The organism is Beduini massiliensis, assembly GCF_000829905.1.
Taxonomy (GTDB): Bacteria; Bacillota_I; Bacilli_A; order Erysipelotrichales; family Coprobacillaceae; genus Beduini; species Beduini massiliensis.
This window is the reverse complement of the sequence record NZ_CDPP01000003.1, coordinates 366,068-392,457: the sequence shown is the minus strand read 5'-3', so window position 1 is coordinate 392,457 and position 26,390 is coordinate 366,068. Positions and strand designations below refer to the sequence as shown.

At 36.7% G+C, this 26,390-nt stretch carries 25 protein-coding genes; 4 read left to right on the top strand and 21 right to left on the bottom strand.

Going from position 1 to position 26,390, the window contains the following annotated elements; genetic code table 11:
• Window positions 1-273: 273 nt before the first annotated feature.
• From BN1225_RS14005 to BN1225_RS03610, 5 genes are all read right to left on the bottom strand, one after another.
• A complete protein-coding gene (locus BN1225_RS14005) occupies window positions 274-1,026 on the bottom strand; it encodes an endonuclease/exonuclease/phosphatase family protein (RefSeq protein WP_052466300.1) in 753 nt (250 codons plus the stop codon).
• 195 nt (window positions 1,027-1,221) lie between these two features.
• Window positions 1,222-1,947, bottom strand: coding sequence for a SigB/SigF/SigG family RNA polymerase sigma factor (locus BN1225_RS03625; protein WP_041138428.1), 726 nt, complete (start codon window positions 1,945-1,947; stop codon window positions 1,222-1,224).
• Complete coding sequence (gene spoIIAB, locus BN1225_RS03620; protein ID WP_041138427.1) at window positions 1,937-2,368, bottom strand: anti-sigma F factor; 432 nt, start codon at window positions 2,366-2,368, stop codon at window positions 1,937-1,939. Before spoIIAB ends, BN1225_RS03625 begins: the two co-directional genes overlap by 11 nt.
• On the bottom strand, window positions 2,343-2,717 hold the full coding sequence (locus BN1225_RS03615) for an STAS domain-containing protein (protein ID WP_041138426.1): 375 nt from the start codon (window positions 2,715-2,717) through the stop codon (window positions 2,343-2,345). Before BN1225_RS03615 ends, spoIIAB begins: the two co-directional genes overlap by 26 nt.
• A 101-nt stretch (window positions 2,718-2,818) precedes the next feature.
• Window positions 2,819-3,958 (bottom strand): D-alanyl-D-alanine carboxypeptidase family protein, encoded by a 1,140-nt coding sequence (locus BN1225_RS03610; protein ID WP_041138425.1) that lies wholly within the window; start codon window positions 3,956-3,958, stop codon window positions 2,819-2,821.
• A gap of 135 nt (window positions 3,959-4,093) precedes the next feature.
• Here BN1225_RS03610 and BN1225_RS15090 point away from each other — a divergent pair, with 135 nt between their 5' ends.
• Entirely contained in the window at window positions 4,094-5,170 is a 1,077-nt protein-coding gene (locus BN1225_RS15090; RefSeq protein ID WP_187117528.1) for a GNAT family N-acetyltransferase, read from the top strand.
• Window positions 5,171-5,198: 28 nt separating this feature from the next.
• Here the strand turns inward: BN1225_RS15090 and BN1225_RS03600 are convergent, their stop codons facing one another.
• On the bottom strand, window positions 5,199-5,753 hold the full coding sequence (locus tag BN1225_RS03600) for a GNAT family N-acetyltransferase (protein ID WP_041138424.1): 555 nt from the start codon (window positions 5,751-5,753) through the stop codon (window positions 5,199-5,201).
• Window positions 5,753-6,196, bottom strand: a complete 444-nt coding sequence (locus tag BN1225_RS03595; RefSeq protein WP_041138423.1) for an RrF2 family transcriptional regulator — start codon at window positions 6,194-6,196, stop codon at window positions 5,753-5,755. Before BN1225_RS03595 ends, BN1225_RS03600 begins: the two co-directional genes overlap by 1 nt.
• Window positions 6,197-6,405: 209 nt before the next feature.
• Here BN1225_RS03595 and BN1225_RS03590 point away from each other — a divergent pair, with 209 nt between their 5' ends.
• Window positions 6,406-8,784: a YhgE/Pip family protein gene (locus BN1225_RS03590; RefSeq protein ID WP_041138422.1), complete on the top strand. Its 2,379-nt coding sequence runs from the start codon at window positions 6,406-6,408 to the stop codon at window positions 8,782-8,784.
• A 61-nt stretch (window positions 8,785-8,845) separates the two neighbouring features.
• Here BN1225_RS03590 and BN1225_RS03585 read toward each other — a convergent pair whose 3' ends face one another.
• Entirely contained in the window at window positions 8,846-11,032 is a 2,187-nt protein-coding gene (locus BN1225_RS03585) for an Ig-like domain-containing protein (RefSeq protein ID WP_041138421.1), read from the bottom strand.
• Between the two features lie 232 nt (window positions 11,033-11,264).
• Complete coding sequence (locus BN1225_RS03580; protein ID WP_041138420.1) at window positions 11,265-11,879, bottom strand: recombinase family protein; 615 nt, start codon at window positions 11,877-11,879, stop codon at window positions 11,265-11,267.
• A 264-nt stretch (window positions 11,880-12,143) separates the two neighbouring features.
• Between BN1225_RS03580 and BN1225_RS03575 the strand changes: the two genes are divergently transcribed.
• Window positions 12,144-12,671 (top strand): hypothetical protein, encoded by a 528-nt coding sequence (locus tag BN1225_RS03575; RefSeq protein ID WP_041138419.1) that lies wholly within the window; start codon window positions 12,144-12,146, stop codon window positions 12,669-12,671.
• Between the two features lie 176 nt (window positions 12,672-12,847).
• Here BN1225_RS03575 and BN1225_RS03570 read toward each other — a convergent pair whose 3' ends face one another.
• From BN1225_RS03570 to coaE, 11 genes are all read right to left on the bottom strand, one after another.
• Window positions 12,848-13,939, bottom strand: a complete 1,092-nt coding sequence (locus tag BN1225_RS03570) for a DUF871 domain-containing protein (RefSeq protein ID WP_041138418.1) — start codon at window positions 13,937-13,939, stop codon at window positions 12,848-12,850.
• Between the two features lie 171 nt (window positions 13,940-14,110).
• Window positions 14,111-15,589 (bottom strand): 6-phospho-beta-glucosidase, encoded by a 1,479-nt coding sequence (locus tag BN1225_RS03560; protein WP_041138416.1) that lies wholly within the window; start codon window positions 15,587-15,589, stop codon window positions 14,111-14,113.
• A gap of 23 nt (window positions 15,590-15,612) precedes the next feature.
• Entirely contained in the window at window positions 15,613-16,020 is a 408-nt protein-coding gene (locus BN1225_RS03555) for a PTS sugar transporter subunit IIB (RefSeq protein WP_041138415.1), read from the bottom strand.
• 116 nt (window positions 16,021-16,136) lie between these two features.
• Entirely contained in the window at window positions 16,137-16,652 is a 516-nt protein-coding gene (locus tag BN1225_RS03550) for a Gx transporter family protein (RefSeq protein ID WP_041138414.1), read from the bottom strand.
• Window positions 16,645-17,016 carry an FMN-binding protein gene (locus BN1225_RS03545; RefSeq protein ID WP_052466296.1) on the bottom strand — a complete coding sequence of 124 codons (372 nt, stop codon included), beginning with the start codon at window positions 17,014-17,016 and terminating at the stop codon, window positions 16,645-16,647. Before BN1225_RS03545 ends, BN1225_RS03550 begins: the two co-directional genes overlap by 8 nt.
• A gap of 1 nt (window position 17,017) precedes the next feature.
• Window positions 17,018-17,917, bottom strand: a complete 900-nt coding sequence (locus BN1225_RS14000; RefSeq protein WP_052466293.1) for an exonuclease domain-containing protein — start codon at window positions 17,915-17,917, stop codon at window positions 17,018-17,020.
• 87 nt (window positions 17,918-18,004) lie between these two features.
• Window positions 18,005-19,432, bottom strand: coding sequence for a pyruvate kinase (pyk, locus tag BN1225_RS03535; RefSeq protein WP_041138413.1), 1,428 nt, complete (start codon window positions 19,430-19,432; stop codon window positions 18,005-18,007).
• Window positions 19,433-19,463: 31 nt separating this feature from the next.
• Window positions 19,464-20,417, bottom strand: a complete 954-nt coding sequence (locus BN1225_RS03530) for an ATP-dependent 6-phosphofructokinase (RefSeq protein ID WP_041138412.1) — start codon at window positions 20,415-20,417, stop codon at window positions 19,464-19,466.
• A 78-nt stretch (window positions 20,418-20,495) separates the two neighbouring features.
• On the bottom strand, window positions 20,496-21,395 hold the full coding sequence (locus BN1225_RS03525; RefSeq protein WP_041138411.1) for an ATP-binding protein: 900 nt from the start codon (window positions 21,393-21,395) through the stop codon (window positions 20,496-20,498).
• A gap of 12 nt (window positions 21,396-21,407) precedes the next feature.
• Window positions 21,408-22,700 carry a DnaD domain protein gene (locus BN1225_RS03520; protein ID WP_052466291.1) on the bottom strand — a complete coding sequence of 431 codons (1,293 nt, stop codon included), beginning with the start codon at window positions 22,698-22,700 and terminating at the stop codon, window positions 21,408-21,410.
• Complete coding sequence (gene coaE / locus BN1225_RS03515) at window positions 22,685-23,284, bottom strand: dephospho-CoA kinase (protein ID WP_041138410.1); 600 nt, start codon at window positions 23,282-23,284, stop codon at window positions 22,685-22,687. Before coaE ends, BN1225_RS03520 begins: the two co-directional genes overlap by 16 nt.
• A 179-nt stretch (window positions 23,285-23,463) precedes the next feature.
• Between coaE and BN1225_RS03510 the strand changes: the two genes are divergently transcribed.
• Entirely contained in the window at window positions 23,464-25,545 is a 2,082-nt protein-coding gene (locus BN1225_RS03510) for a sensor domain-containing protein (RefSeq protein ID WP_041138409.1), read from the top strand.
• Between the two features lie 21 nt (window positions 25,546-25,566).
• On the opposite strand, the gene mutM is transcribed toward BN1225_RS03510, so the two are convergent.
• Entirely contained in the window at window positions 25,567-26,385 is an 819-nt protein-coding gene (gene mutM / locus BN1225_RS03505) for a DNA-formamidopyrimidine glycosylase (RefSeq protein WP_041138408.1), read from the bottom strand.
• Window positions 26,386-26,390 lie beyond the last annotated feature (5 nt).

The following is a 26,390-nucleotide window of genomic DNA, read 5'->3' as shown; positions in this document are numbered from 1 at the left end:
GATAGGCTATAATGCTAGGTGTTTTTTTAAATGTTGAAGAAGCCACCTTCTTCCAACACAAGCATAATTATAACATATACCGTCCTAATAATAACTAAAACTAAAACAATTTTTCCTTAATATATCAACATATTTCGATCTTCTTAGTAATGCTTTATTTCAAGCTTCTGCCTCATTTACACTGATATTTTGCAAGTAAAAAAACAAGATGTCATTTTTTGTTTATACATAATCAGGAATACATAATAAAAAGCAAAAAAATCTACCCCCTTGTCATTTATCAACAAACGCTAAATCCACATACAACATATTATGATCAGATAATGTATTTTCTGCCATACCAACATGACAGATTTTCAAATTCCGACTCACAATAATATTATCGATAGCGTAAACTTTCATCTCCTCGCTTTTTAGATTATAAGTGTCAAGCCACACACCATGATAACCGTTCGTTATCGCATACTTTTCTAACATAGGATAGATTTCATCATGTTCTTGATCAATGTTAAAGTCACCCGTTAATATTTTATAGGTATGGGAATCTTGATTCATAATCGCAAGCATTTCATCCATTTGAATTTTGCGGGCAGTTTTTCCTTCATGGGTTAAATGGGTATTATAAATGGCTGCTTTTCTTCCATCAATTTCAACGATGATACACTGCCATGCACGTGCTTCACATAAACCAACACTATTTAGCTTCCCTCCTAATTCTTTTTTTATCTTATGCGCAGATAAAAGCCCAATACCATACTCGCCGCCTTCAAAATCGATTGTTTTTTGAAAACTACTGTATGGATAAGTCCCTTGATCCACCCATATTTGCAGCATATCAATAGGATTGCGCTGAGTAAAACGGTCAATCTCCTGCATCCCCACAACATCAATACGATACTGTTTGAGCTGGTCATGTATTTGAATGATATCAGGATGCATTTGAGAAGCAATATTAAAACTTGCGATACGAATATCGCCTCTTTTTATTTTCTCTTTTCTAAAATCATGGCTTGTATGTTCAGGCATTGTTTTTCCTCCGCTTTATCGATGCTATTGTTTATTATAATATACCTTCTTATAAATAAACAGTGCTATCGGCTATATTGCAGTTTCCCCGATAAAAAAGACCTTCTCTTAAAAAGAGAAAGTCTTTGCTACATCGTTATCGGGATCTTCCAATCATTATCCCTTACTTATCTTACAGCATTTCGTATTTAAAAATCAGGATTCTTCAACTAAGCGGGATTTCAATTTGGCAATAATCTTTTTTTCCAGCCGAGATACCTGCACCTGTGATATCCCCAGCTTTTTAGCGATTACTTCTTGATTACAATTTTGCTTATATCTCATTTCAAGAATCATCTTTTCTTTATCATCTAATTTTTCAATTTCCATTTCCAATGCTAACTTTTCAAACCACATTTTATTGTGACCATCCTCTATTCGATCAGCTAAGGAAATGGCAGAACCATCTTTTTCATAGATAGGTTCATTAAGAGAAGTCGGATAATAAGAAGCGTCGATTGCCAAGATTACATCTTGGACATCTACTTCTAAATACTCGGCAATATCATAAACATTGGGAACATCCTGTGAAATATTCGTTAAATGTTCTTTTGCTTTTTGAATCTTTAAATTAAGTTCTTTTAATTGGCGAGATACTTTGATCGTTCCGTCATCTCTGAAATAGCGTTTGATTTCTCCCATGATTATTGGGACTGCATACGTTGAAAATTGAACGTTATATGAAAAATCAAAATTGTAGATGGATTTCATCAATCCGACACAACCGATTTGAAAAAGATCTTCTTTATCGTAATACGTATTTTTAAAACGATGCACAATAGACCATACCAGCCCGACATTTTGACTGACGAGCTGATCCAAAGCTGCTTCATCCCCTGATTGCGCAAGCTTAATTAATTCAACCGAATTTTTATTGGCCATGTTTTTTCTTTAGTGTTTTTGTAATCGTTAGTTTAGTCCCCTGTTGTTTGCTTGATTGAATCTCAAATTCGTCACTTAATGCTTCAATAATGCTTAACCCCATACCGGCATGCTCATCCCCGGGCTTCGTGGAAAAAAGCGGGGTTGAGGCTTGCTTGATATCCTCTATTCCGCAGCCTTGATCTTCAATGATCAAACGAAGCGTATCTTCGTTTAAGGTTGCCTCAATAGATACTTCACGGTCTGTTTCACCATTATAGCCATGAATAATAGCATTCGTGAATGCTTCTGAAACCATCGTTTTAATTTCAACGATTTCATCGATGGTAGGATTTTTAGACATCACAAAAGAAGCGACGCTGTTTCTTACAAAACCATCGTTTACCAGTTCTGCTTTACACGTTATTTTCATCTGATTCATGATGTTCCCCCACCTTTACTAATATTTCATCTATACTCTTAATATAATCCATTAAATTAAAGATACCCGTTAATTCAAACAAACGATAAGCAACCGGACTTAACCCCGTAATATAAAGTTTACCGCCTTCTGTTTTCATTTGATTGTAACGTCCTAAGACAAGACCAATTCCCGAACTATCGATAAATGTCACACGATTAAAATCCATCACAACAACTTTATATTTACCCGTTTCCAGTTCGGCGACAAGCAAATTACGATAATTCATCGTATGCATACTGTCAATCTCTCCGGAAAAGTAGACAATGAGCTGATCATTATTTTTTTCAAACTGTATTTTATTCATCATTTTGCCTCCTCAGCTACATATCTTAAACCAATTTATGACGAAAAGATATGCATCCGACAAAACTAGAACTTATGTGAAAAAATTAGAAACAATACGACAAATTACTGCCACATCTTTTGAAAATCACGAATCACTTTTTGTGAGAACTTTAGTTTTGGTATATCTTCAAGAATCACCAAATCATAGCTTTGAACTTTCCCATCTTCACTATGCAGATCAAGCATTGCCACGGTTTCATTGGTAAACAGCGGTGCCTGATTTTTTAATATTCGAATGTTGTAGCTGGGTTCATAAGCCTCTCCTTTTTTAGAGATATACGTAATATCATGTTTAGCGTAAAGACTGGTTTCCTTAATTTCACTATCGTTTACCTCTAAAGTTGTGACTAAATCCCCTTGATGATAAACGTAGCGACTCTCATATAAGTTAAAGCCATAGTCTAATACTTGTGCAATTTCACTGTTTCTTTGCTTTGGTGTCGGTTCTTTTAAAACAACCCCAATTAAACGCAGCCCATCGCGCTGAGCTGTCGCTACTAGGCAATACCCCGCTTCTTTGGTATAACCGGTTTTTAAGCCATCAATGCCACTGTAAGCATTTAACAGTTTATTGGTATTTACCAGCCAGAACTTCTTATCTGTATCTTCTCGGACATACGTTTCTACTGTCGACGTTGTTTCCAATAGTTTATCGCCGCCGATTTCAATTAAGTAAGCTGCCATTGTCGCTAAATCCAATGCACAAGTATAATGATTATCATCATGCAGTCCTGTGGCATTGGCAAAATGCGTATTCACCAGCTTTAATTCCTTAGCTTTTTCATTCATCATCTTGACAAATTCATCATTTGTCCCGGCAATATATTCTCCTAATGCCACAATACAGTCATTAGCTGAACCGATTGCCACCGATTTGAACATATCATGCACACTCATTTGTTCATTTTCTTCCAGATAGATTTGACTTCCCCCCATGCTGGCGGCATAGGCTGATGTAGTGACCATATCATCAAAACTGATTTTTTTAGAATTGATGGCCTCAAACAATAAGATCATACTCATAATCTTGGTCGTACTTGCCGGATACATTTTTTCCTGCTCATTGACTCCATTGATGACTTGACGTGTTGATGCTTCCATCAAGATCATCGCACCGCTGTTAGGTGCCAAATTGAGAGTTTCTGCTTTGACCGGCAGTATGCACATACATAAACATAATAAGAAAACACCTATTTTTTTCATTTCATTCACCCATAATAATATATGTTTGAATTGACAAGTTATGTTTTAATCCCCATCTTTTATCAAGTTTATTTTATTGCATAACCCCTATCTATTCATTATAATAAATATAAGAGGATGAATAAGGAGGTCGCTATGAAGATATCTTTTAGTCAAGTGACGCCATCTCAGATTGATCAGCTAGCCGACTTAGCGAATCAGATATGGCATGAATTTTTTACGATTATTTTAAGTGAAGATCAAATCAATTACATGGTGGATAAATTTCAATCTGCTCATGCAATTAAAGAACAAACAGAACACAAAGGGTATATTTATTATTTCATTTTAGAAGAAGATATCCCGGTAGGGTTTACGGCGATTCGCTTAGAAAACGAAAAGTTATTTTTAAGCAAGCTCTATCTGCAAAAGTCTGCCCGCGGCAAGGGCTATGCCAGTTTAGCCTTTGAATTTATAGAAAAGATTGCAAAGGAAAACGATAAAAACTTTATATACTTAACAGTTAATAAATATAATGAACATACAATCAAAGTTTATGAGAAAAAAGGCTTCATCAAGGTGGACGCTAAAGTTTCTGACATTGGCAACGGCTTTGTCATGGATGATTTTATCATGGAAAAAGTGCTGAACCCTTCCAAACTGACAGAAGTTCAAAAAATGATTCACGGCTATTATTATATGCCAAGCGACAAGTTTTTGAATAAAAAACGCATGCAGGCAAAGGAACTGCTTTATGATTTTAACTTGCTGATGCCTTCAGAAGTTGGTGACCAGATTTTAAAACAGTTATTAGGAAACTGTGGGAAAAAGCCTCATATCGAACCGCATTTTAAATGTGATTATGGAAAAAATATTATAATCGGGGATTACTTTTATGCTAATTCCAACTGCACTATTTTAGATGAGGCAAAAGTGATCATCGGCAATGAAGTATTATTCGGTCCGAATGTCGGGCTTTATACTGTTAACCACCCAATAGATGCGGCAAGCCGTGAAAAAGGCTATGAAATCGCCAAACCGATCGTGATCGGCAACAATGTCTGGCTGGGAGCAAATGTCGTTGTTTTACCGGGAGTCACAATCGGAGAACGCAGTGTCATTGCTGCCGGAAGCATCGTGACAAAAGATATTCCTGCCGACTGTCTGGCTGCTGGAAATCCTTGTCAGATCATTCGTGAAATCGATCAGGAACACCCTATTCCTTTACCTTAAATAAAAAGCTTTAAATCAAAAAAATGATTTAAAGCTTTTTTATACAATTAAATTCAGATTTCAATAATGAAAACAACAAATCTTCATGAATGTTGTCCCCATATCCGCAGACAGCATGACGCAATGTCCCCTCATGTTGGAAGCCCAATTTTTTTAAAAGCCCAACAGAAGCCACATTCGCTGAAAAGACTCTTGCCGATACAACATCCATCTCGAGGACATTAAAGATATAATGAAGCAGTTCATTTAAAGCTTCATACATATAGCCTTTTTGTGTCTCTTTTTCATCCAAATAATAAGCAACAGAAACTGCCTTCACTTTATATCGCAGCATATCGGGCTCAATAAACACAGCCCCTATTACTTCCTCAGATCCCTTAATTACGAGATGAAAAGTCCAATGATCCGCAGATTCACTTTCAAATCTCCTAGTCAATTCTTCAGTACTCACTTTTTCCATAGCATTATATCGTAATACATTATCACTGTTGCATATTTTAAAGATCGCGCTGACATCTTCAACTTGAGGTGAACGGAGTATCAATCTTTGGGTCTCCATGATCTTCTTTTCTCTATTTAGCATCATCCTCCACCCTCTGTATAATCTTTCATTGTCATCTTTAACGTCACTGCACGCAGTTTTGCCTTGAATGCTTCTTCCGCTTCTTCAAAAGCATTCAAAATCATTTTTTGTTTCGTTGCCTTTAATTCCGTACTTTCTTCTAAAAAGACTTTTTCAACCAAACCGGTTGCCACAGCAAAGGCTTCTTTTCCTTCAATCGCTTCAAAGATATCGCATAAAGTAATCTGTGCCGGATCTTTCTTCAAAGTAAAACCGCCATTTTTCCCGGCTTCCGAATTGATTAACCCGGCTACCACTAATTGACGAATTATTTTCTTCAAATAAGAATCCGATACATCTAAGCGTTGACTCAAAAAATAACTTTTGATATGTTCTTCATTTTTACCATGTGCAATAATAATCAATAAACAGATTGCCTGTTCAACACTATTTTTTACTCTCATTTCTTTTTCCACCTTCGTCATTCTTCTTCTATTTTACCATATTTTTTCATTTTCCCACACTCATTATCCCAAAATAATCACTAAAACGCTCTTGACAAATCCTTATGAGGTGACTAAAATGTCTTTTATTAATAGATATTATATATCCATAGATACATTTTATCTATTAATAGCATATATTAAATCGTAATAGAAAGAAGGAGAAAAAGATGCTTAAAAAGGAATGGCAAAACTTTCTTAAAAACCATTGGCTGGTGATCGTCATCATTGGGGTTATGAGTATCCCAACATTGTATACGACGATTTTTCTAGGATCGATGTGGGACCCTTACGGAACCATAGATCAGCTTCCAGTTGCCGTGGTCAATCAAGATCAAGCTGTCATCTATCAGGATCAGAAGATGAACCTTGGTGAGGAAATGGTGGACAGTTTAAAAGAAGATGCTTCCTTAGATTTTTATTTTACAGATGAGGCTTCTGCTCAAAAAGGATTAGAAGATGGAACGTATTATATGGTCATCACGATTCCAAAGAACTTCTCATACAATGCGACAACACTTCTTAACAAACAGCCCCAAAAAATGGAATTGGAATATCAAACCAATCCCGGTACCAATTATATTGCTTCAAAAATGGATGAAACCGCCATTAATAAAATAAAAAGCAGTATTTCAACAAAAGTGACCGAGACTTATGCGAACACTTTATTCAGTCAAATCCGTACCGTTGGAAATGGTTTTCATGAAGCAGCCGACGGAGCTGTTCAAATCAATGACGGAACCACTCAGTTAGCAGATGGAAATACAACGATTACTGATAATTTGGAAGTCTTAGCTAATAGCAGTTTAACATTTAAAGATGGTGCTAATACCCTTAATATTGGATTAAAAGATTATACTAGCGGCGTTTCACAAATTTATCAGGGTGCTTCTCAATTACAAGCCGGTATTGATCTATTGAATCAAAACAATACAGCATTAAATGATGGGGTGGCAGCTCTTGATAGAGGCATAACTGAGTTAAAGCAAGGAAGTAACACTTTACTTGCCGGATTAAATCAAATGTCAGAATCTTTAGGAGATTCGCTGACACCAGCGCAGATGCAAAATATAGCGTTATTAAAAGAACAGCTGCCGATCTTAAATGAAGGTATTCAAGCTTTAAACAGCACCCTGAATGACCGTTCCGCAGCAAGCCCAATGGCAAGTATCAATGCAGATTTAACGGAAGTGGGTATGAATGCACAGCAAATCAGCGCGAATCTCACATCAACAATAGAAGAATTTAAAAATTCAGAAGCCTTTAAAAAACTAAGCATAGATACCCAACAAGAATTACTAACCGCTTTAACAACCAGTACTTCTTTTGGAGCAATATCTACGAACCTAAACAACATTGGAACCCACTTAAACAGTGCTAACACCACGTTAACAACTGTGATGAGCAGTTTACAAGAAAACGTGAAAACGATTGCTGAGGGGGCTGATATGCTGCTGCCGGGCAGTCAAACAGCAATTGAAGAACTATCTGGCGGACTGGTGAGTGTGAAAGAAAACTTAGATAAAGAAAATGGTATTATCGATGGGACAACATCGATTAATCAAGGCTTAACTTTCATCAGCAGCAAACTTCAAGACCAAGATGGTCTTCAAAACGGACTGACAGCTTATACTAACGGAGCAGCGGCTTTAAAAGAAGGAAGCCAAGCCCTTACCAGTGGAGTTTCAACCCTAAACGCAAACAGTCCTGCCCTACTTACCGGAGGCAGCCAATTAAGTGATGGTGCAGACCAGATTCATGATGGAGCAGCTTTATTAAAAGAGGGTTCTCAAACGCTAGGTGATGGTTTATCTGCTCTGTCAGATGGTTCAAAAACGTTGGCATCAAGCTTAAATGATGGAGCCAGTCAAGTTGACCAAGCTAAAGGAAGCGATCATACCACCAGTATGTTTGCCGAACCGGTAATCGCTCAAGGAACAGAACTATCGACAGTGCCTAATAATGGTCATGCCATGGCACCTTATATGATGTCCGTTGGTCTTTATGTAGGCTGCATCGCTTTTTGTTTGATGTATCCATTACTTCAGTATTCTACGCCATCAGTAGAAAGCGGCTTTAAATGGTGGCTGTCAAAAGCCAGTGTCATCGTCGTGATTTCTTGTCTTCAAGCTTGCTTAATGGTCGGGATGCTGATGATGATTAACCATCTTGAGCCATTACAAACCTTACAAACATTTCTAATGGCATGCCTTGTTTCTACAACTTTTATGACAATGATCGTTTTCTTTAATTTGATCTTAGGAAAAGTAGGAAGTTTCATTGTTTTAGTCTTTATGGTATTACAGTTAGGCGGGGCTGCCGGAACTTATCCAATCGAATTATCCGCAGGCTTCTTCAAAGCAATCCACCCATATATGCCATTTACTTACAGTGTTCATGCTTTCAGAAATACACTTTGCATTGGCGGAAATATTCTTAATGATGTAGGCATCTTTATTATGATATTCGTTGTTTTTGCATTACTAACCTTTATTATATATGAAGTAAAAGCGAAAAAACTCCAATCATTAAAAACGACAGAAGCCTAACATAAAAAGCATCGCGTAATAGATTATTCTATTTATCGATGCTTTTTTTATATCTTCTTATTTATCTGCTTAAACTTCTTCTTTTCTTCTCTACTACGATCAATGCCGCAGACACTAAACCAAGCAGTCCAAACGCACTGTATAATGATGCATTCGTTCTATCTCCTGTTGATGGATTTTCTGTTTCCCCTGTTTTATTCTCTTCTTTATCAGCAGGTTTAACTGTTTCTTCTACAGGTAGTTTTTCATATACTGCAGTAACCACTAAATCGCCTGTTACCTTACTAAAATCTGTATCCCATTTAGTAAATGTATATCCTTCGATTGTAGGTACTGTCGGTGCTGTTGCTTTTTCTCCATCTTTTACAGTTTCCACTTTTAACACTGCACCGTTCATATCAACAAAGATTACCTGATGTGTTTTTACTTCCGGTGTTGGTGTCACTGTTTTTTCTTCAAATACTACGGCATAAGTTGAGAATCGGTCTGTCTCAAACGTAATCACATGATCCACTAATGAGGCTTTGATTTTATCTACTTTTCCTTCATGAATACGTAATACATAAACATCTTTATCTTTTGCACTCTCTGCTACATCGTTTGGCAATACCACTGTAAAAGTGACAGGTTCTGGTAATACTGTAATATTTCCCAAAGTCGTTGTTGATGTTTTTACTAATACACTTAAATCAAGATACATCGCTACTTCAGTGATACTGTTATTTTCTTGAGTGATTTGTTTTAATTCTTTTTCGATTGCTTTGATATCTTCAGTAGCTTCTGTGCTTCCTGTGTTAATTTCTTCCACAGTAGGCGCCATTGTAATTGTTTCTCCTGAGCTAATGGCACTATTAATCTTTTTTGCTGTTTCTTTATCTGTAAATTGTGAATTTTCACCCTTACTGATAATATCATTTAATGTTTCGTTTAAGATTTCCGGTGCTTTTTCATCATTTAACCCAGCTTGTGGTTTTTCTACAGGTTTTTCTGTATCCACAGCAGGTGGTGTTGGTTGTTCTACTTTATAAACAGATACAACACACTCTGCTTTTGCGCTTCCTGCTGTTGCCGTAATAGTAGCCGTACCTGGTGCCACTGCTGTCACAACACCATTTTCTACTGTTGCAACAGTCGGATCACTTGATTGCCAAGTAACGGTATCCAATGTTTCATTTGGATTAACGACAGCTGTTAAGGTTTTATTTGAATTGACTTCTAAATTTAAGCTTGCGTCTGATAATGCAATAGCAGTTGCCGCAGGTGCTACTTTAAAAGTATTTTCAACCGGATACACTTTATAACCCGTCATAACATAGTTTGTCGGATCAGAATCAAAAGTTCCTCCAGTGACCTGAACATGATCTTTTGCCTCTGTCCATTCTGACGCAGTGTTTTTAGACCATGTATACGCAAGCAATCCTTCACTGTGTGCAGATTTAAAAGTTCCTCCTGATATTTTTACATTAGGGACAGAAGTATATCCCGGACGATTCACAATAGATATAGCGGCACCATCAGGAACAGCACCGTCTCCTGTTTTATCTGCACGATGATCAAGACCAGTTCCTTCAATAGTCCCACCATTAATGCTGACTACAGAAAGATTTCCTGCACAAAGCTGAACTCCAAGATCGCCCTTGATTGTCCCACCATTGATTGTGATTTCTCCGGTCTGTGGATGATAGATGGCTGCTCCTGTTCCATCTGGATCGTTATTAGATATAAAACCACCATTGATGGTAATTGTTGTTCCACTATTTTCTTTTAGACCATTTCCAGCAATTCCATACCATTCTCCCATTAATGTTCCGCTGTTTAATGTCAAATTCGCATTAGTAAATACACCAATTGCACACTGATAGCCAAATATTGAGCCATTCCCCACACTATCATTAACAGTTAGTGAAGAATTATATAAACGAATGGGTGCATTCGTTTTACTTACACCTGCTTCGTTTTTTTGTTGTGTTATTTTCTTACCATTTAAATCTAATACAAACGCTTTTCCGTTAATATCTATCGTGCTTGTTAAAGTAATATCATCGAGAATTTTTATCGTTTGTCCTTCTGTTACTTCTTGAACAGCTTCTGATAACGATGCATAAGCCTTACCGTTAATTTCAGCTACATTGGTTGAAGCATTTTCATTTGTCTTTACTGTTTGCTCATCCGCAGCAAATAGTGGCATTGGACGTATACAAGCGACTGTCAAAGCAAATGCCGCAAGTAATGTTAATATTTTTTTCATACAGTATTTGTTCCTCCTTTTTCATTCCTTACAATCTTTCAAGAATTTAATTTCCCCATAATCGCCCCCTAGTACAAAAGTTTACTATTTGTTACAAGAATGTTATGATTTATTTGACAAATATTGGTGCGAATAAACCTATATTTTTTATTTGTTATAGCTAACAAAATTATGTGTAACAAATAGTAAACCTTTAGTTACAAAAAAGTATTATCAATTTGCTTTTTTAACCCTATTTTTCCATTTTTCCTTTAATAAACTGTTTAACCCAACGAGAAAAAGTCATGTGACTGACATTTAATATTTCACTGGCTTTTCTTAAACTAATTTTCTCATCCAACCATAATTGCAGAATTTCCGGAAACTCATCAGGAATTTTTTTAGGTGGTCTGCCAAAGGCAACCCCTTTTAATTTTGCTTCACGAATTCCTTCTGCCTGTCTTTGACGTATGTTTTCTCTTTCTACTTGCGCCACATAAGAAAGAATCTGCAATATTAAATCGGAAATAAATTTTCCAGTGACACCATTTACCTGATTTCTGGTATCAAGGAGCGGTGAATCTATAACGATGATATCAATATTTTTTATATTGGTCAGAAAACGCCATTGTTTTATGATCTCATCATAATCTCTGCCTAAACGATCAATCGATTTAATATAGAGTTCATCGCCCTCTTGCAGCTGTCTGATCAAACGTTTATAACGCGGACGATTAAAGTCCTTACCGGATAATTTATCAATATAAATTTTATCTTTCGGGATGCCTGCTTGCTTCATTGCCGACATCTGACGATCGATATTTTGATCTTTGCTTGACACTCGCACATAACCATATTTATTCTTCATATGTAATCCTCCTTATCTTCTACAAATTCTTATTATTTCACAATATGCTGTCATTAGGATATTAAAATGCTGTATCCCATAATAATAAAAAACATATAAAAAAAAGATAAATGAAATGCTGAAAATAAATTTTAAGAATAGATAAAAGAATAACGTTTATTATTTCGATTAATACCGTTATTTTAAATAAGTGTGTATACAAATGATTATTTATTTTAAGCATGGTATAATTTTTTTATATATTCGACTATTGGAGGAATAAAGATGAAAATATGCAAAATAGGAAAAACGAATGTCAATAAAGTTGCCAACCTTATGTCAAATATTAAACCGGATTGGTGGGATTATGAGGGAGCTCTTCAGCAATTACAAGATGTATCTTTGCTGGCTAAACTTGTTGGGTGGTACATAGAAAAGGACACCCAGCCCCAAGGCTGGATACTGTGTGCAGAATTTGAAGGATATTCTTATTTAAGTATCGAAAATCTAGGTTATGATGAGCATGGCAGTTTTGTCATGGAAGAACAGCTAGAACCACTACTAAGACGAGCCGAAGAATATGCCAGAGAAAAAGGATATTGCAATCTTAAATACATCATCAGTTCCACAAATCTATCATGTCATGGACGCCCTCTTCATCATTATGCTGATGAATTAAAGAATTTGAAATCTTATCATCGAAAACACTTTGATTACTTTGTTCATTATGGGTTTAATCCTGCCGGGTTTATCCCAAATTGTTATGGGGAACATAATCATGGTATTATCATGATTAAATCATTACTTGACTAAAACAATAAAAAGTGCTGTTTACTATGGAATCTCAAAGTTAAAATATAAACCCGAGATTATCACCATATCAACAACACTTTTTTAATTTAACAAAGATAAACTATCGTTACTTTTAAATAATTTTTCTAACGAATCTTCTTTTACAAATAAAAAAAGAGGCTTAACGCCTCAGAATATTATTTAATGAAATTGAATTTTTTCCATCCTTTAAGATGTTCTAAGATGCATAATTCTTCTTCAGGAATACGTCCTACTAAATTACGTTCTCCATCATTAGGAATATCTTCTAAAATGATTTGTACTTCTGCACGGTAATGTTTCAAGTTATCATTAATAACACAAACATCTCCGCGAGTAAAGAATTCTTTATCACAAGGGGTATGAGGAATTGAAGTTTCTCTGTAAAGCATACGAGTGAATGAACTTCTTACCATTTGACTTGGATAATCTCCTCTGTTTGAATGAACATGATTGAATAATAAGTTCTTTTCTTCTTCTGTAACAGTGTCTGCCAAATCGATTTTGATTTGTACGGTATTTAAGTCAATGCTTCCCAATGCTTTTAATTCTTCTTCTGTTGCATAAGCATTCCCAATAATAACGTCATCAATTAATCCTGTTGCAAATAAATGTCTCGCTTGTAAATCGATTGGTAATTTACGATGCATTTCACAAGTTGGTAATCCGGCATAGACTTCCCAAGGTCCAAAAGTTGGATCATTATGGCTTGATACGAATGCCGCTGTTGTAAATCCTAAACGTCTCCAGTTACGTGAGAAACTCATGAATAAATCCCAGTCCAAAGCCGTATATTTTTGTGGATAGAAGTTATGACAGATCAGCATTTGATCTTGTCTTGCTCCCATATGAAGCATTGCTTCTACATTGTCTGATGTAGTAGATCCATTAAATTCAATTTTTAATCCGTAAGGGTTTTGTGTTGTCATAGTGTCCATCATAGCACCAAATGACATATCTAAACGCACGATATCCACATGCATATCAGCAAATGGTTTTAAGTTAGTAGCACTAGCACCTAAATGTTCAAATACTTTAGGGTTTGTATCTACAGCAACTTCAAATCCTAACTCATGTGCTTTATCCATGAATTCTTTAAATTCTTCAATCATTTCTTCTTTTGGTTTGTTTACAGATAATAAGCAAGTAAAAATACGTGAAAATCCGTATTTAGCTGCCATTTCCATGTAAGCAAAGTCTTTTTCTTTTGTTGAATGTTCTGGGTAAATTGAAATACCTAATCTTCTCATACTATGTTCTCCTTTTTCTTTTCCCGTTTACGCTCAGATGTCCCGTATATCTTTAAGCTGCCTAAGGGAGTTTCATTTACAAATATTATCATAACGCTTTTAGGGGGATGAAATAAAGATAATTCCAGAATCTGAAAATGAAAACATCGTCCATTAGACGATGCCTTATTTTTAATCATTAGATAAATCTTCTCCATCACTGGCAATGACCTTTTTATACCAGTTAAATGATTTTTTCTTGCTTCTATTTAATGATCCGTTTCCTTGATCATCACGATCAACATAAATGAAACCGTAGCGTTTTTTCATTTCTCCGGTACCTGCCGAAACTAAATCAATGCATCCCCATGGGGTATACCCAATCAGATCAACACCATCATAATTGACTGCTTTATCCATTTCTTTTATGTGCTCTGCAATGTATTCGATACGATAATCATCATTGATAGACCCATCTTCTTCTACAGTATCGACTGCACCCAATCCGTTTTCAACGATAAATAATGGTTTTTGGTATCTTTCCCATAAACGATTTAAAGCGATTCTTAATCCGATCCCATCGATTTGCCATCCCCAGTCACTTGCTTTTAAGTATGGATTCTTGACACCGGAAACAAAATTTCCACCTGTTTCATTGCCAACCGGCTTAGAAGAAACACAGCTTGAAGAATAATAAGAGAAGCCTAAATAATCTACACATCCTTCTTTTAAGGTTTGCGCATCTTCAGATGCCATCTCCACTTTAACCCCTAATCTTTCATACTCTTTTAACTTATAAGCAGGATAGTATCCTCTTACTTGTACATCTGAGTAGAAATGAGAATTTTGGGTTGTTTCCATTGCCAATGCCTGATCTTTCGGATCACAAGAATAAGCATATGTAGACCCATAAGCAATCATTAATCCGACTTTATTTTCAGGATCGATCTGATGCCCTAATTTCACAACTTTAGCGCTGGCTACAAATTGATGATGAACTGCCTGTGCTTTCGCCTGAGGCGTTGCTTTGATCACACCACCGGCAAAGAATGGCAGCATCCCCATAATATTGATTTCATTAAATGTCATCCAATATTTTACTTTACCTTTATAGCGTGTAAATAAAGTTTCACAGTATAACACATAGAAATCAATGACGCGGCGATCCAGCCATCCACCATATTTATTGACTAAAGTCAATGGTGTTTCATAATGAGAAATAGTCACAACTGGTTCAATATTATATTTTAATAACTCATCAAATACATCATCATAGAATTTTAATCCTTCTTCATTCGGGGTTTCATCATCGCCATTAGGGAATATTCTTCCCCAATTAATAGAAAGACGGAAACATTTAAAGCCCATTTCGGCAAATAAAGCAATATCCTCTTTATAACGATGATAAAAATCAATTCCTATATGTGATGGGTAGTAATATCCTTCCTGAACATCACAGACTGCCCCTTCCGGGATTTCCTCATAAGGCATAATTGGCTGCGTATGTTTTGTTCCGTCCGGCATTGTGTATGTAATGCGACGGCTGACAGTGTGGCTTCCGGCAGTCACAACATCAGCAGTACTCAATCCTTTTCCACCGTCTAAGTATCCACCTTCGAATTGGTTTGCGGCAGTCGCCCCACCCCATAAAAATCCTTTTGGTAAACTCATAATATTTCCTCCGTTTTATATGATTATTGAATAGACTTACGATAGCTGCAAATACGTTTAATACGCATGACATTATCTTCATTAGGAAAATGGAATGGGTTCAACTTTGTTTCTTTAAATCCTTCCACAATATCCATAGCATCTTCATAGACATCTTCTACATTCATTGAACCATACATCTTTGGGGGCAATAAATAAATCGGTGTTTGAATATCCCCATATTTTTTCATAAATGTACTGATTTCAAATTTTAAATGCGGGCAGCACATCACGACATCATATTGGTCCATGACATCATGTGATAATGCAAAGGGCTGAAAATCGATTGAAACTTGATCTTCGTATCCTTTTTCCTTGATTTCATTTGACATTTTGACAGACATTGCACTTGAAGAGAATCCGCCTAAACAACATATTAATATTTTTACCATGTTTTTCCTCCTTAACTGTACACAGTATGGTCTAATTCTAACATCGATTGTATTAAAATAAAAGCAATTTTATAACCGCTTTCATTTTTTGTAAACTAAAAACACCGTATCGGTGTTTAAGCTTTCATATTTTTTGTATATTTAGATAAGTATGTCACAATGGTATTGGCGATAATTCCTGTGAATATCCCCGTTGGAATCGATGTCGCAAACAAAGCAATGATCCACGTGGCCATCGCCCATGACTGATAGATATAAACGACAACTAAAATCTGCCCTACACCATGACCGATCGCACTGACAATCGATGTAGATACCATCGGCAGTTTTGTAAACTTTCTAACCAGCATGATTGCAATCGAACTTAATAAAACTCCCCCTGCAGATATAAACCAAGTATAGCTGAAGATCGATCCTCTTAACAATCCGGCTAATACGACTCTTAAAATATTGACAACTGCCATTTCTTTTGCGGAAAATAACTCAATCGTGACTAATGAGATAATATTAGCGAATCCTAGTTTTATACCATAAGGCAACGGCAGCGCAAGACTGGCTTCAAATGTGTGGAGAGCAACTGCAAGGGTGGTCAGCATCGCAATATAAACGAGCTTTCTTGTTTTTTTATTCATTGCTTCCTCCCGATGTATTATTTTCTAATAGCGCTTCATCCATTGCCACTTTAACGGCTTCCAAAACCCCCTGACTGGAAGCTGTTGCCCCTGTCACAACATCGATCCCCTCGAGTGAATTCTTGCCAATAATCTCTGGCAGCAGTTTTTCTTTTACCTCGGACATATACGAAGCTGTTTCATCCTCCTTAATAATATCAACAGCGGATATATACCCTTCTGTCACCGTAATCTTCACTTGAATGGTTCCGCATTTTCCATTTCCGACACCTATGTATTCTCCATCTTTATAGAGAGACTTTTCTTTTGTACTGCATCCGCTGATTACGATCAGGATGCTGATGATCCATAAAATCTTTTTCATTCTAACTCCCTACCCATGTATTTTCATTAATGATCTGCAAAAATTCAGTTAATCCGATGATTTGGATATCCTGCCCTTTCTGCATGAGTTCATATGCTCGCTTATAGTTATTTGTATCTGTCTTTCCGGCACTGATCAGATAATTCGTATTAATGTTTACTTTCTCTTGCAAAAAGCCGCCGCAATGCGTTATATAGTCTTTAATAACGGTACCATAGCTAACATGAATACTGTCCAAACAAATGCATTGGTGAAAAAGAAAATGATCAGTGTCTTTGCCTTCTTCTTCACGAATCTCTTGATTGCTGGCAATATCGCTCATATAAATATTCCTATAATATTGATCTGCCATTCTTCCATATTTAACGTGAATCAATTCATGCAGTTCATCTAAACTTCTTAACTGATAAATACTTTTTATTTTACGAATGATACGATAACACATAATCGCATCTTCTAAAGCATGGTGATGCGAAAAACGAAAATTGAAATATGAAGCAATTCCATCTAATTTATAAGAAGGACAGTTTGGCAGCAATTTCTTTGATAAAACAAACGTACAGGACATATCACAGTTAGGATAAGTTAAATGATAATAATCCAAAGTCGCTCTTAAAGCTAAGGCGTCCTGCTGGATATTATGAGCTAATATCACCGTATCATTGAATAAAGGTGCAATTTGTGCCCACACCTGATCAAAGGTCGGAGCAGCCGCCAATTTCCCCTCACTGATCTGATGTATATGATAATGTCCGCTTTCACTGATGAAGGGAACCGGTTTTACCCTTGAATAGAACGTATCGACAATGCGGTTGTTTTCCACAACGCAGACACCGATTGCACATATGCTGCTTGGATATCGATTGGCTAGTTCTAAATCAAATGCAGTATACCTTTCCATCCTGTTTCCCTCCATAACGTTTATATCTTAACATAATTTAAACAAATAAAAAAGGCTTCCGTCTATCCGAAAGCCAAATTTATGTATTTACTTCACTGCAACCACTAAGTTTAAGAAGTTAGTAGAACCCACTTGCCCAGGGTTTCCACCTGTTACTAAGATTTTTTCTCCAGCTTCAACACCGAATTCTTTTGCTAATTCGATAGCATAAGGTACCATGTTTTCAACTTTTGTTACAGGTTCACACACAACTGCATGAACTCCCCAGTTGATTGCTAAACGTTTCATTGTCATCACATGAGGTGTTGCCGCTAAAATTGGGCAGCTAGGTCTGAATCTTGAAATTCTTTGAGCTGTACGTCCAGATTCAGTGAAAGCAACGATTGCTGCTACATTGAATTTGTTTGCAATTTCAGTCACTGACATGCAGATTGCTTCATCAGAATCATCATTTTTTGCAGTTCTTTCAGCTTTTCTGAATAATGATCCATGATCTAAAGCTGTTTCTGTTTTCATTGCTACTTTAGCCATTGTCTGAACTGCTTCCAATGGATAATTTCCTTGAGCAGATTCTCCAGATAACATCACGGCATCACTACCATCAAAGATTGCATTGGCAACGTCTGATACTTCTGCACGTGTTGGTCTTGGATTCATTTGCATACTTTCCAACATTTGTGTAGCTGTAATAACGACTTTCCCCACAGCATTACATTTTCTGATTAATTCTTTTTGAATTAATGGAACATCTTCTGCAGGAACTTCTACACCAAGGTCACCACGAGCAACCATGATTCCGTCTGCAACTTCTAAGATTTCATCCATGTTTTCAACACCTTCGCTGTTTTCGATCTTAGCGATGATTTGAACGTCAGGACGTCCGTTTTTGTCTAGTAATGCTCTTACTTGTTTTACATCATCAGCACGTCTTACGAATGAAGCCGCTACATAGTTAATTCCTTGTTCACATCCAAAAGTGATATCGCTGATATCTTTTTCAGATAAGTAATCAAATCCTAATTTGATTCCTGGAACGTTGATTCCACGTTTGTTTTTCACAGCTCCGTCATTTAAACAAGTAGTAACGATGTCTTTTCCTTCTACTTTTTCAACACGTAATTCCACTTGTCCGTCATTAACTAAGATGATGCCACCAGGGATAACATCTTGGTATAACCCTTTATAAGAAATTGAGAAACGATCACTTGTTCCTTCAATATCTTCAAAACATACAACAGAAGTTTGACCTTTTTTGAATTGGGCTACGCCACCTTCGAAATCTCCCGTTCTGATTTCCGGCCCTTTTGTATCTAATAAAATAGCACATTCTTTTCCAGTTTCAGCCTTAATTGCTTTTACGGTTTTAATACGTCCGCCATGTTCGTCGAAATCTCCATGTGAGAAGTTTAAACGCATAACGTTCATCCCAGCATCGATTAAGCTTTCTAAAATTTCTCTTGGTTCTGAAGCAGGACCAATCGTACATACCATTTTAGTTTTTTTAATAGGTTGCATTTCTTTTTCTCCTTTTTATTTTAGCTTTATATTAACGAAGTTTTTGATATTCTTCGTGAATATACGAATTGTGATAGTTTTCGCTTAATGCTTTTTCTATCGGTAATAACATAATCATTTCATCTTTTAAACACGTACATTCTCCGCTTTTGCCATCATTTAAAGCATCGACAGCACATAAACCGCAGCGAACTGCCAACAAACGATCGCGTGCACTTGGAGTTCCTCCTCGTTGAAGATATCCCAGAACACTTCCACGACATTCTACTCCGGATAATTCTTCCAAGCGTGCCGCCAGATCATGCACATTTAAAACATTTTCGCTCACTATGATCATGCATTCATCTTTACGTTTTATCGAATCAATAATAAGATCTTTCAATGCCATTTCATTTATGTTTGTTTCTGCGGTAATCACTGCGTCAACATTGCCCGAAATCGCTCCATATACAGCAAGATCACTGCAATGGCGTCCCATTACTTCTACAAGCAGACAGCGTTTATGACTGCGAATCGTATCTTTCAATTGATCAATGCAATGCACAATCGTATTGAAGGCACTGTCAAAGCCAATCGTAAACTGAGTCCCCGAAATATCGTTGTCAATGGTTCCCGGTACACCGATTGTCGGCATTTTCGCTTTGGCTAAAGCAAGAGCACCTAAATAGCTTCCGTCACCGCCGATGACAATCACACCATCAATACCCGCTTCACGGGCTTTTTGAACCGCTGCTTCCACATACTCTGTTTGTTTAAATTCTATAAAGCGTGAAGATTTTAGGATTGTTCCCCCCATTGAGGCGCTTTGACTTGTCTTATCACTATGTAGTTTCACAAAATGTCCTTCGTACAATCCTTTAAACCCGCCAATCACTCCAATTAGCTCAATGTTTAATTTCTCACATCGAAGACATATGGCGTGGATGACACTGTTCATTCCCGGAGCATCTCCCCCGGAAGTTAAAACTGCCACTTTTTTTATCATCTGTTCACCTCATTAAGTTCTTCAATCCATTGATATTTTATCATGATTTTTCTATTTTTCAACATCTAAATAATAATTTCACATATTAAATTTAGCTGATTTTAACTCCATAATCATGCTAACCGCTTTCATTTTTTCAATTAATCGCTCTACTTTAATTGTATCCCCTTTTTGCTTAGATAAAACATAATATTTTTTTAATTCCTCTAAACTGTAAACACTGGTAAAAAAGGTCGGCAGTTTTCGTAAAGCACGCTCATTAATAATCGCACTTAATACTTCATCACGAGACCACGCTGTCACATTCTCGCCGCCGATATCATCCAGCACCAAAACATCAACACTTTTTAACTGATGCATAAGATCGGATTTCCCATCATTATAAGAAAACTGCTCTTTTAATTCTGCAATCAGTCCCGGCACATTGACAAACCCACAAGGAATCTTTTTTAAAGCAAATCGATAAATCAGTGCCGCCATGATTGTTGTTTTTCCGTTTTGAATCGGTCCGTATAAATAAAGCCCATTACTTCCCAAATTCTGAGCCAGTTTCTGACAAAACAGTAATACATCCTTACGCCCGGTCAATTCTAATTCATCCAAAGGAATATCAAAAATAGATTTTGGCATATTGCAAGGTTCAATTAACTCTAATGTGCTGCGTTTTAGCTGACGGACTGCCTCTTTGGTGCAAGGATGCATGCTTAAAGCCACACGCTGATTTTCAAACTGCAATGACATTTGATAACCGATTGTATTTTTAGGACATTGTTCAATTCCCGGACAACGACTGCATATTTCTTTATCTTCGTAATAATTGATTAATTCGATCCAATAATCATCCATCATGCTTCTTTTCAACTGATACTTCTGCATGAAAGACTGAATTAATGAATCCTGACATAGGGCATCTAAGTTTTCTTTTTTCATCCTATTGATTTCACTGGGCAGTTTTACTGCCTCACTTAATTTTTTCATAGGTCCTCCTTATTAAATACTTTTAAGCAATGCACGTAGTTCTTCATCAGAGATGTCATTTTCTTCTTGATGCTGATCTTCTTTTACGGCTTGCAGTTTCTTTTCTGCCTGCTGATCTTTAAACCATTCCGGCGTGATATCCTGATTATTTTTATTTTTATAACGAATATAATTTTTAGCTTCCTGCATTGCCTGCTGCACAGTGTGAATATTTTTTCGTTTCCAAGTAGCACCAATGGATTCAACGAAATCACGTGAAATACGCTCATCGTTTTGTGACCATGTCAATTCCAGCAAAACATTGACCACGCCCGGTTCCAAATTAAGATCCACCATCAGTTTTTCAATAATAGCTAAATCTCTGCGTACCGGTTTCCCCCCCTGTTTCTTTTCAATCAATTTATAAGGGGACCATGTTTCCAACTGTAAAATATGGCGTGATTTCGCATTATCTGCTTGATTTGAAGAAGAAAATTGAATAGGCTGCTGGTGATAGATACGATTGAAGCTGCGTGGTGATTCCAAATCATTATAATCTCTTACTTTCTTGGCTAAAACATCTAAATTGATGCGTTCATGATCCATCGCATCATACACCAATTGTGCCATCTGCTGACCGCTGATATGATAAGCGACTCCTAATTGCTTCACTTTTGTTTCTACAGCCGGGGTGATCCATTTTCGTCTCACTTGCAGCTCTTGAAGCTGTTTGTAGAAAAGGTCCAACGGATAATCGATCACCGGTGTCTTGCTTTCTTCTTTACGATAGTTGCCTTTATACTTTAGAATTTGTGACCCTTCTGTAGAGGTTTCATCAATAAAGAAAACCTCTTCAAAATTAGCAGTCACTTCATCATAACCGTTCAAGTCAATTTCCGGCAGACGGAATAAAAAACGTGTCTTATCATATTCTAATGAACCCAAGGTGCGATAAAGCAGTACATTCAACAGATCATTTTGAAAGAACTGCTGCGGATTCATCGGCATTAACAATTCATAAAGATATTTCGTCATCTCAGATTCATAGCGAATATAGCTTTTTACCAGACCAATGGCTTCCAGTTTTTTCATATTTTCTTTAATCTGATGCAAAGATAATGATGTATAAGAAGAAATGCGGCTATGATTGGATTCAATCGACAGCATTTTCATCACATCCACTTCAGAATATAAATACATATACAGCCCATAAGCTTTCGCCCCAACTAAGGGCTGGTAAAGCTGTGATAAGACACTGTAAGAAAGCGGTGATAACTGTCCCATCGCATATACCTGATAGCGATCGCAGCTTAATAGTTCTCCCATTGAATCTCTCCTTTCTTTAGCCCTTGAATAAATTGATCCGCTTGTCTGATCAGATCTTCTCGGCTTCCATTATTATCTATAATATAATTTGCTTTTTGCTTTTTTTCTATTAATGGCATTTGCGCATGAATGCGTGCCTTAGCCTCTGTGATGGATAAAGCATTGCGTTTAAGCAAACGTTCTAACTGTACCTGTTCATCGACATATACCACTACAATGTGATCACATAAATATTCTAAGTGAGCTTCATAAAGTAAAGGAATATCTAAAAACAGCCATTCTTCTTTACTGTTTTGAATGGCTTCTTTCATCTTATTGATAACATAAGGATGAACAATGCCCTCCAACTGTGTCTGAGCTTGTTTATCATTAAAGATGATAGTACCTAATTTTGCCCGATCGATATTCCCTGCTTCGTCCATACAGTCAAACAGCTTGCGTACCTGCAAAATACAACGCTTATCCACTGTTAAGGCATCTTTTGATAACTGGTCGGCATCCACTACCAAAAAACCATTCTCTTTTAAATATTGACTCACCGTACTCTTCCCTGATGCGATCCCACCGGTAATTCCTATAATCATCTTCTCACCACCATTTTCTACATTATAAACAAATTCTTCTCCGCACGCAATTCTTGATCATAAAAAAACAAAGTTGATCCAAATACGAACATTCCGCTAAAATTGTAAACTCCCTTTAAAACCATATCTCCGACCTATAAAAAGTGTTATAATATGATAATAAGCAAGGAGGGAACAGCATGGACCAACAACCCGCAAAATTATCCAAAGATTTAGAATATCAATATCTGATGGAGGGGCTAAATGCCAGTGTCAGCAAGCATTTATTAGATGAACACTTTACTTTGGTCGCTGCCAATGATCGGTATTATGAACTCTTTGGCTATACAAAAGAAGAATATGAGCGTCGCTTCCATAATCGTCCCGATCTATTTTTTAAAGATAGCCCCGATGAATGGAATAACCTTTGTGCAGTTGTCATCGATGCCTTAGAAAACAATAAGGGCGGCTATGAATATATTGGTCGAATGAAACATAAGAATGGGACAAAATTATGGATTCGCATTACTGCTGTCTTTATTGATGAGTATGTCAATGGCTCTCAGATTTCTTATTCAATCATGAGTGATATGACCAGCGTGATGCAGACAAAAATTGAAAAAGATGTGATACAGGATAATTTCCCCGGTCTTATTGCTAAGTATCGTCTTACCAAAGATTCTCTTAGTTTCTTGGATGGAAATCAAAGCTTTTATGACTTCTTTAATCAAAAACGTTCTTTTCATCTTGAAGATTTAAAAACAAGTGAAGCATTACATGAAGTGATTGAAGTTTTGCCTTTGTTAAGACAAGGGAAAAACGCTGCCTTTACTATCTCGCCGACAAATCACAGCAAAGAACAATGCTTTTTAAAGATTCATGCACAATGTATTGATTGGGTCGATAATGATCCGGTTTATTTGCTCATTTATACCGATGTAACGGAGATTACCAAGAAAAACAAACAGCTGGAAGAATATAATCAAACCTTGCATACATTAGCTTTCTCGGATGAAATCACCAAAGGATTTAATCGCCGCAAATTCGATTTAGCAGCCGGTGAGCGCATTCGTTCTGCTGTTTCGGGTACTTACAGTGTCATCTGGCTGAACTTGCAGAAATTTAAACTGTTGAATGATATTGGCGGTGTGGAAGCCGGTGATCGTGCCTTAATCTATATTTACCGTAAAATCAAAGCTCATCTGCTAGATGAGGAATGTCTGACTCGTATCTTCTCCGATAATTTTGTCATCTTGCTTAAAACAATCGAACCTAAAGTTATCGAGGATCGGCTCAACACCATGATTCAAGATATCAACAGCTATAATGATCAAAACGTATATAAATATTATCTGACATTTAGTGCCGGTATTTACCATATTAATGATCCAAAAATGCCCGTAACATCAATTGAGGACTATGCCCATGCCGCTCTCAAAAATAATGATTCTATAAAAGAAGGGATGTGTCTTTATCATTACTATACGGATACGATTCGTACCCAGATGCTAGATGAAAAAAATATTGAAAATAGAATGCGAGAGGCTTTAAAAAACAAGGAATTTGAAGTCTATCTTCAGCCTAAGTATGAGGTTGAAACCAATACAATCGCCGGAGCCGAAGCTTTGATTCGTTGGAATGACCCGCAATATGGTCTGATTCCACCTAATGATTTTATTCCTTTATTTGAATCAAACGGCTTCATTATTCAGCTGGATCTCTTTGTATTTGAAAATGTATGTCAACTGTTAGCTCGCTGGTTAAAAGAAGGACACTCGTTAATTCCTATTTCTGTCAATATGTCACGTCTTCACTTTAAAAATAAGGACTTTATAAAGCGCTATAAAGAAATTCGAGATGACTATCAGGTTCCATCTCAATATTTGGAAATTGAATTAACCGAAACAATGGTATTTGAAAATCCACAAGCTTTTATGTCCATTATTGATAAGATTCATGAAGCAGGGTTTACCTGTTCAATGGATGATTTTGGCAGTGGTTATTCAAGTTTGAATACACTTAAAAACATAAATGTCGATTCTATCAAACTAGATAAAGCCTTCTTTTCTTCGCAGAAGATGGAAAATAAGAAAGAGAATATCATCATTCAAAGTATGCTGGAAATGGCGAAGGCTTTACAAATGACTACAATTGCCGAAGGGATTGAAACAAGGGAGCAAGTAGAATTTTTACGTCATTCGCCATGTCATCTGATTCAAGGCTATTATTTTTCTAAGCCTCTCCCTATTCCGTCATTTGAAACTTTATATCTTAAAAAATAAAGGAATCCGTTTGGATTCCTTTTATGTTTTCTTGCGCTGACATTTCTTACAATAATAGGTTCCGCGTCCTCCTACTTGAATCTTTTCGATCGGACTGCCACACACCGGACATGGCTGTCCTTTTTTACCATGAACATTTAAACGGACTTGAAATAAACCATCAATACCATTTGCGCTAAAGGTATGAATAGTCGTTCCTCCTTGGGCGATCGCTTCATTCAATACTTCAATCGAAATCGCAACTAATTCCTTCACACGTTTTAAGGTTAAATGATTCGCAGGCGCTATCGGGTTGATTTTCATCCTAAAACAAATCTCATTCGCATAAATATTACCAATACCTAAGATAACCGACTGATCGAGCAGAACCTCTTTAATAGGCCGTCCGGTTTTTTTAAGAAGCTGATAGAGTGCCTTGGGGTCAATGTCAAAAGGCTCTTTGCCCAGTTTAGCAAGAGGAAGTTCCTGACGATAATGGTGAACATTGACAAGCTTCATACGCCCAAACTTACGTGTATCATAATAACGCAGATCCAAATCATCGTTTAAATGAAAGATCACATGACAATGTTTGGTATAAGCAGTATCTTTGGGAACGATATAATATTTTCCCTCCATTCTTAGGTGAGAGATGAATGCATCGTTTTCTAAGACAAAGATCAGATACTTGCCAACACGATCGATATCCATGATTTTTTGATGTGTGATTTGCTGGATAAACAATTCAGTTTCATCTTCAATGATGGGGGCATAAAGGACTTCAATCGATTCAATCGTCCGATTGATAAGAGGTCCCTGCAAGGTTCTTCGGATTGTTTCAACTTCCGGTAATTCTGGCATTATTC

What these genes read in the sequence shown, in the direction of transcription:
- BN1225_RS14005 (WP_052466300.1), bottom strand. Translation starts at nt 1,026, where the DNA reads ATGCCTGAACATACAAGCCATGATTTTAGAAAAGAGAAAATAAAAAGA.
- BN1225_RS03625 (WP_041138428.1), bottom strand. Translation starts at nt 1,947, where the DNA reads ATGGCCAATAAAAATTCGGTTGAATTAATTAAGCTTGCGCAATCAGGG.
- spoIIAB (WP_041138427.1), bottom strand. Translation starts at nt 2,368, where the DNA reads ATGAATCAGATGAAAATAACGTGTAAAGCAGAACTGGTAAACGATGGT.
- BN1225_RS03615 (WP_041138426.1), bottom strand. Translation starts at nt 2,717, where the DNA reads ATGATGAATAAAATACAGTTTGAAAAAAATAATGATCAGCTCATTGTC.
- BN1225_RS03610 (WP_041138425.1), bottom strand. Translation starts at nt 3,958, where the DNA reads ATGAAAAAAATAGGTGTTTTCTTATTATGTTTATGTATGTGCATACTG.
- BN1225_RS15090 (WP_187117528.1), top strand. Translation starts at nt 4,094, where the DNA reads ATGAAGATATCTTTTAGTCAAGTGACGCCATCTCAGATTGATCAGCTA.
- BN1225_RS03600 (WP_041138424.1), bottom strand. Translation starts at nt 5,753, where the DNA reads ATGCTAAATAGAGAAAAGAAGATCATGGAGACCCAAAGATTGATACTC.
- BN1225_RS03595 (WP_041138423.1), bottom strand. Translation starts at nt 6,196, where the DNA reads ATGAGAGTAAAAAATAGTGTTGAACAGGCAATCTGTTTATTGATTATT.
- BN1225_RS03590 (WP_041138422.1), top strand. Translation starts at nt 6,406, where the DNA reads ATGCTTAAAAAGGAATGGCAAAACTTTCTTAAAAACCATTGGCTGGTG.
- BN1225_RS03585 (WP_041138421.1), bottom strand. Translation starts at nt 11,032, where the DNA reads ATGAAAAAAATATTAACATTACTTGCGGCATTTGCTTTGACAGTCGCT.
- BN1225_RS03580 (WP_041138420.1), bottom strand. Translation starts at nt 11,879, where the DNA reads ATGAAGAATAAATATGGTTATGTGCGAGTGTCAAGCAAAGATCAAAAT.
- BN1225_RS03575 (WP_041138419.1), top strand. Translation starts at nt 12,144, where the DNA reads ATGAAAATATGCAAAATAGGAAAAACGAATGTCAATAAAGTTGCCAAC.
- BN1225_RS03570 (WP_041138418.1), bottom strand. Translation starts at nt 13,939, where the DNA reads ATGAGAAGATTAGGTATTTCAATTTACCCAGAACATTCAACAAAAGAA.
- BN1225_RS03560 (WP_041138416.1), bottom strand. Translation starts at nt 15,589, where the DNA reads ATGAGTTTACCAAAAGGATTTTTATGGGGTGGGGCGACTGCCGCAAAC.
- BN1225_RS03555 (WP_041138415.1), bottom strand. Translation starts at nt 16,020, where the DNA reads ATGGTAAAAATATTAATATGTTGTTTAGGCGGATTCTCTTCAAGTGCA.
- BN1225_RS03550 (WP_041138414.1), bottom strand. Translation starts at nt 16,652, where the DNA reads ATGAATAAAAAAACAAGAAAGCTCGTTTATATTGCGATGCTGACCACC.
- BN1225_RS03545 (WP_052466296.1), bottom strand. Translation starts at nt 17,016, where the DNA reads ATGAAAAAGATTTTATGGATCATCAGCATCCTGATCGTAATCAGCGGA.
- BN1225_RS14000 (WP_052466293.1), bottom strand. Translation starts at nt 17,917, where the DNA reads ATGGAAAGGTATACTGCATTTGATTTAGAACTAGCCAATCGATATCCA.
- pyk (WP_041138413.1), bottom strand. Translation starts at nt 19,432, where the DNA reads ATGCAACCTATTAAAAAAACTAAAATGGTATGTACGATTGGTCCTGCT.
- BN1225_RS03530 (WP_041138412.1), bottom strand. Translation starts at nt 20,417, where the DNA reads ATGATAAAAAAAGTGGCAGTTTTAACTTCCGGGGGAGATGCTCCGGGA.
- BN1225_RS03525 (WP_041138411.1), bottom strand. Translation starts at nt 21,395, where the DNA reads ATGAAAAAATTAAGTGAGGCAGTAAAACTGCCCAGTGAAATCAATAGG.
- BN1225_RS03520 (WP_052466291.1), bottom strand. Translation starts at nt 22,700, where the DNA reads ATGGGAGAACTATTAAGCTGCGATCGCTATCAGGTATATGCGATGGGA.
- coaE (WP_041138410.1), bottom strand. Translation starts at nt 23,284, where the DNA reads ATGATTATAGGAATTACCGGTGGGATCGCATCAGGGAAGAGTACGGTG.
- BN1225_RS03510 (WP_041138409.1), top strand. Translation starts at nt 23,464, where the DNA reads ATGGACCAACAACCCGCAAAATTATCCAAAGATTTAGAATATCAATAT.
- mutM (WP_041138408.1), bottom strand. Translation starts at nt 26,385, where the DNA reads ATGCCAGAATTACCGGAAGTTGAAACAATCCGAAGAACCTTGCAGGGA.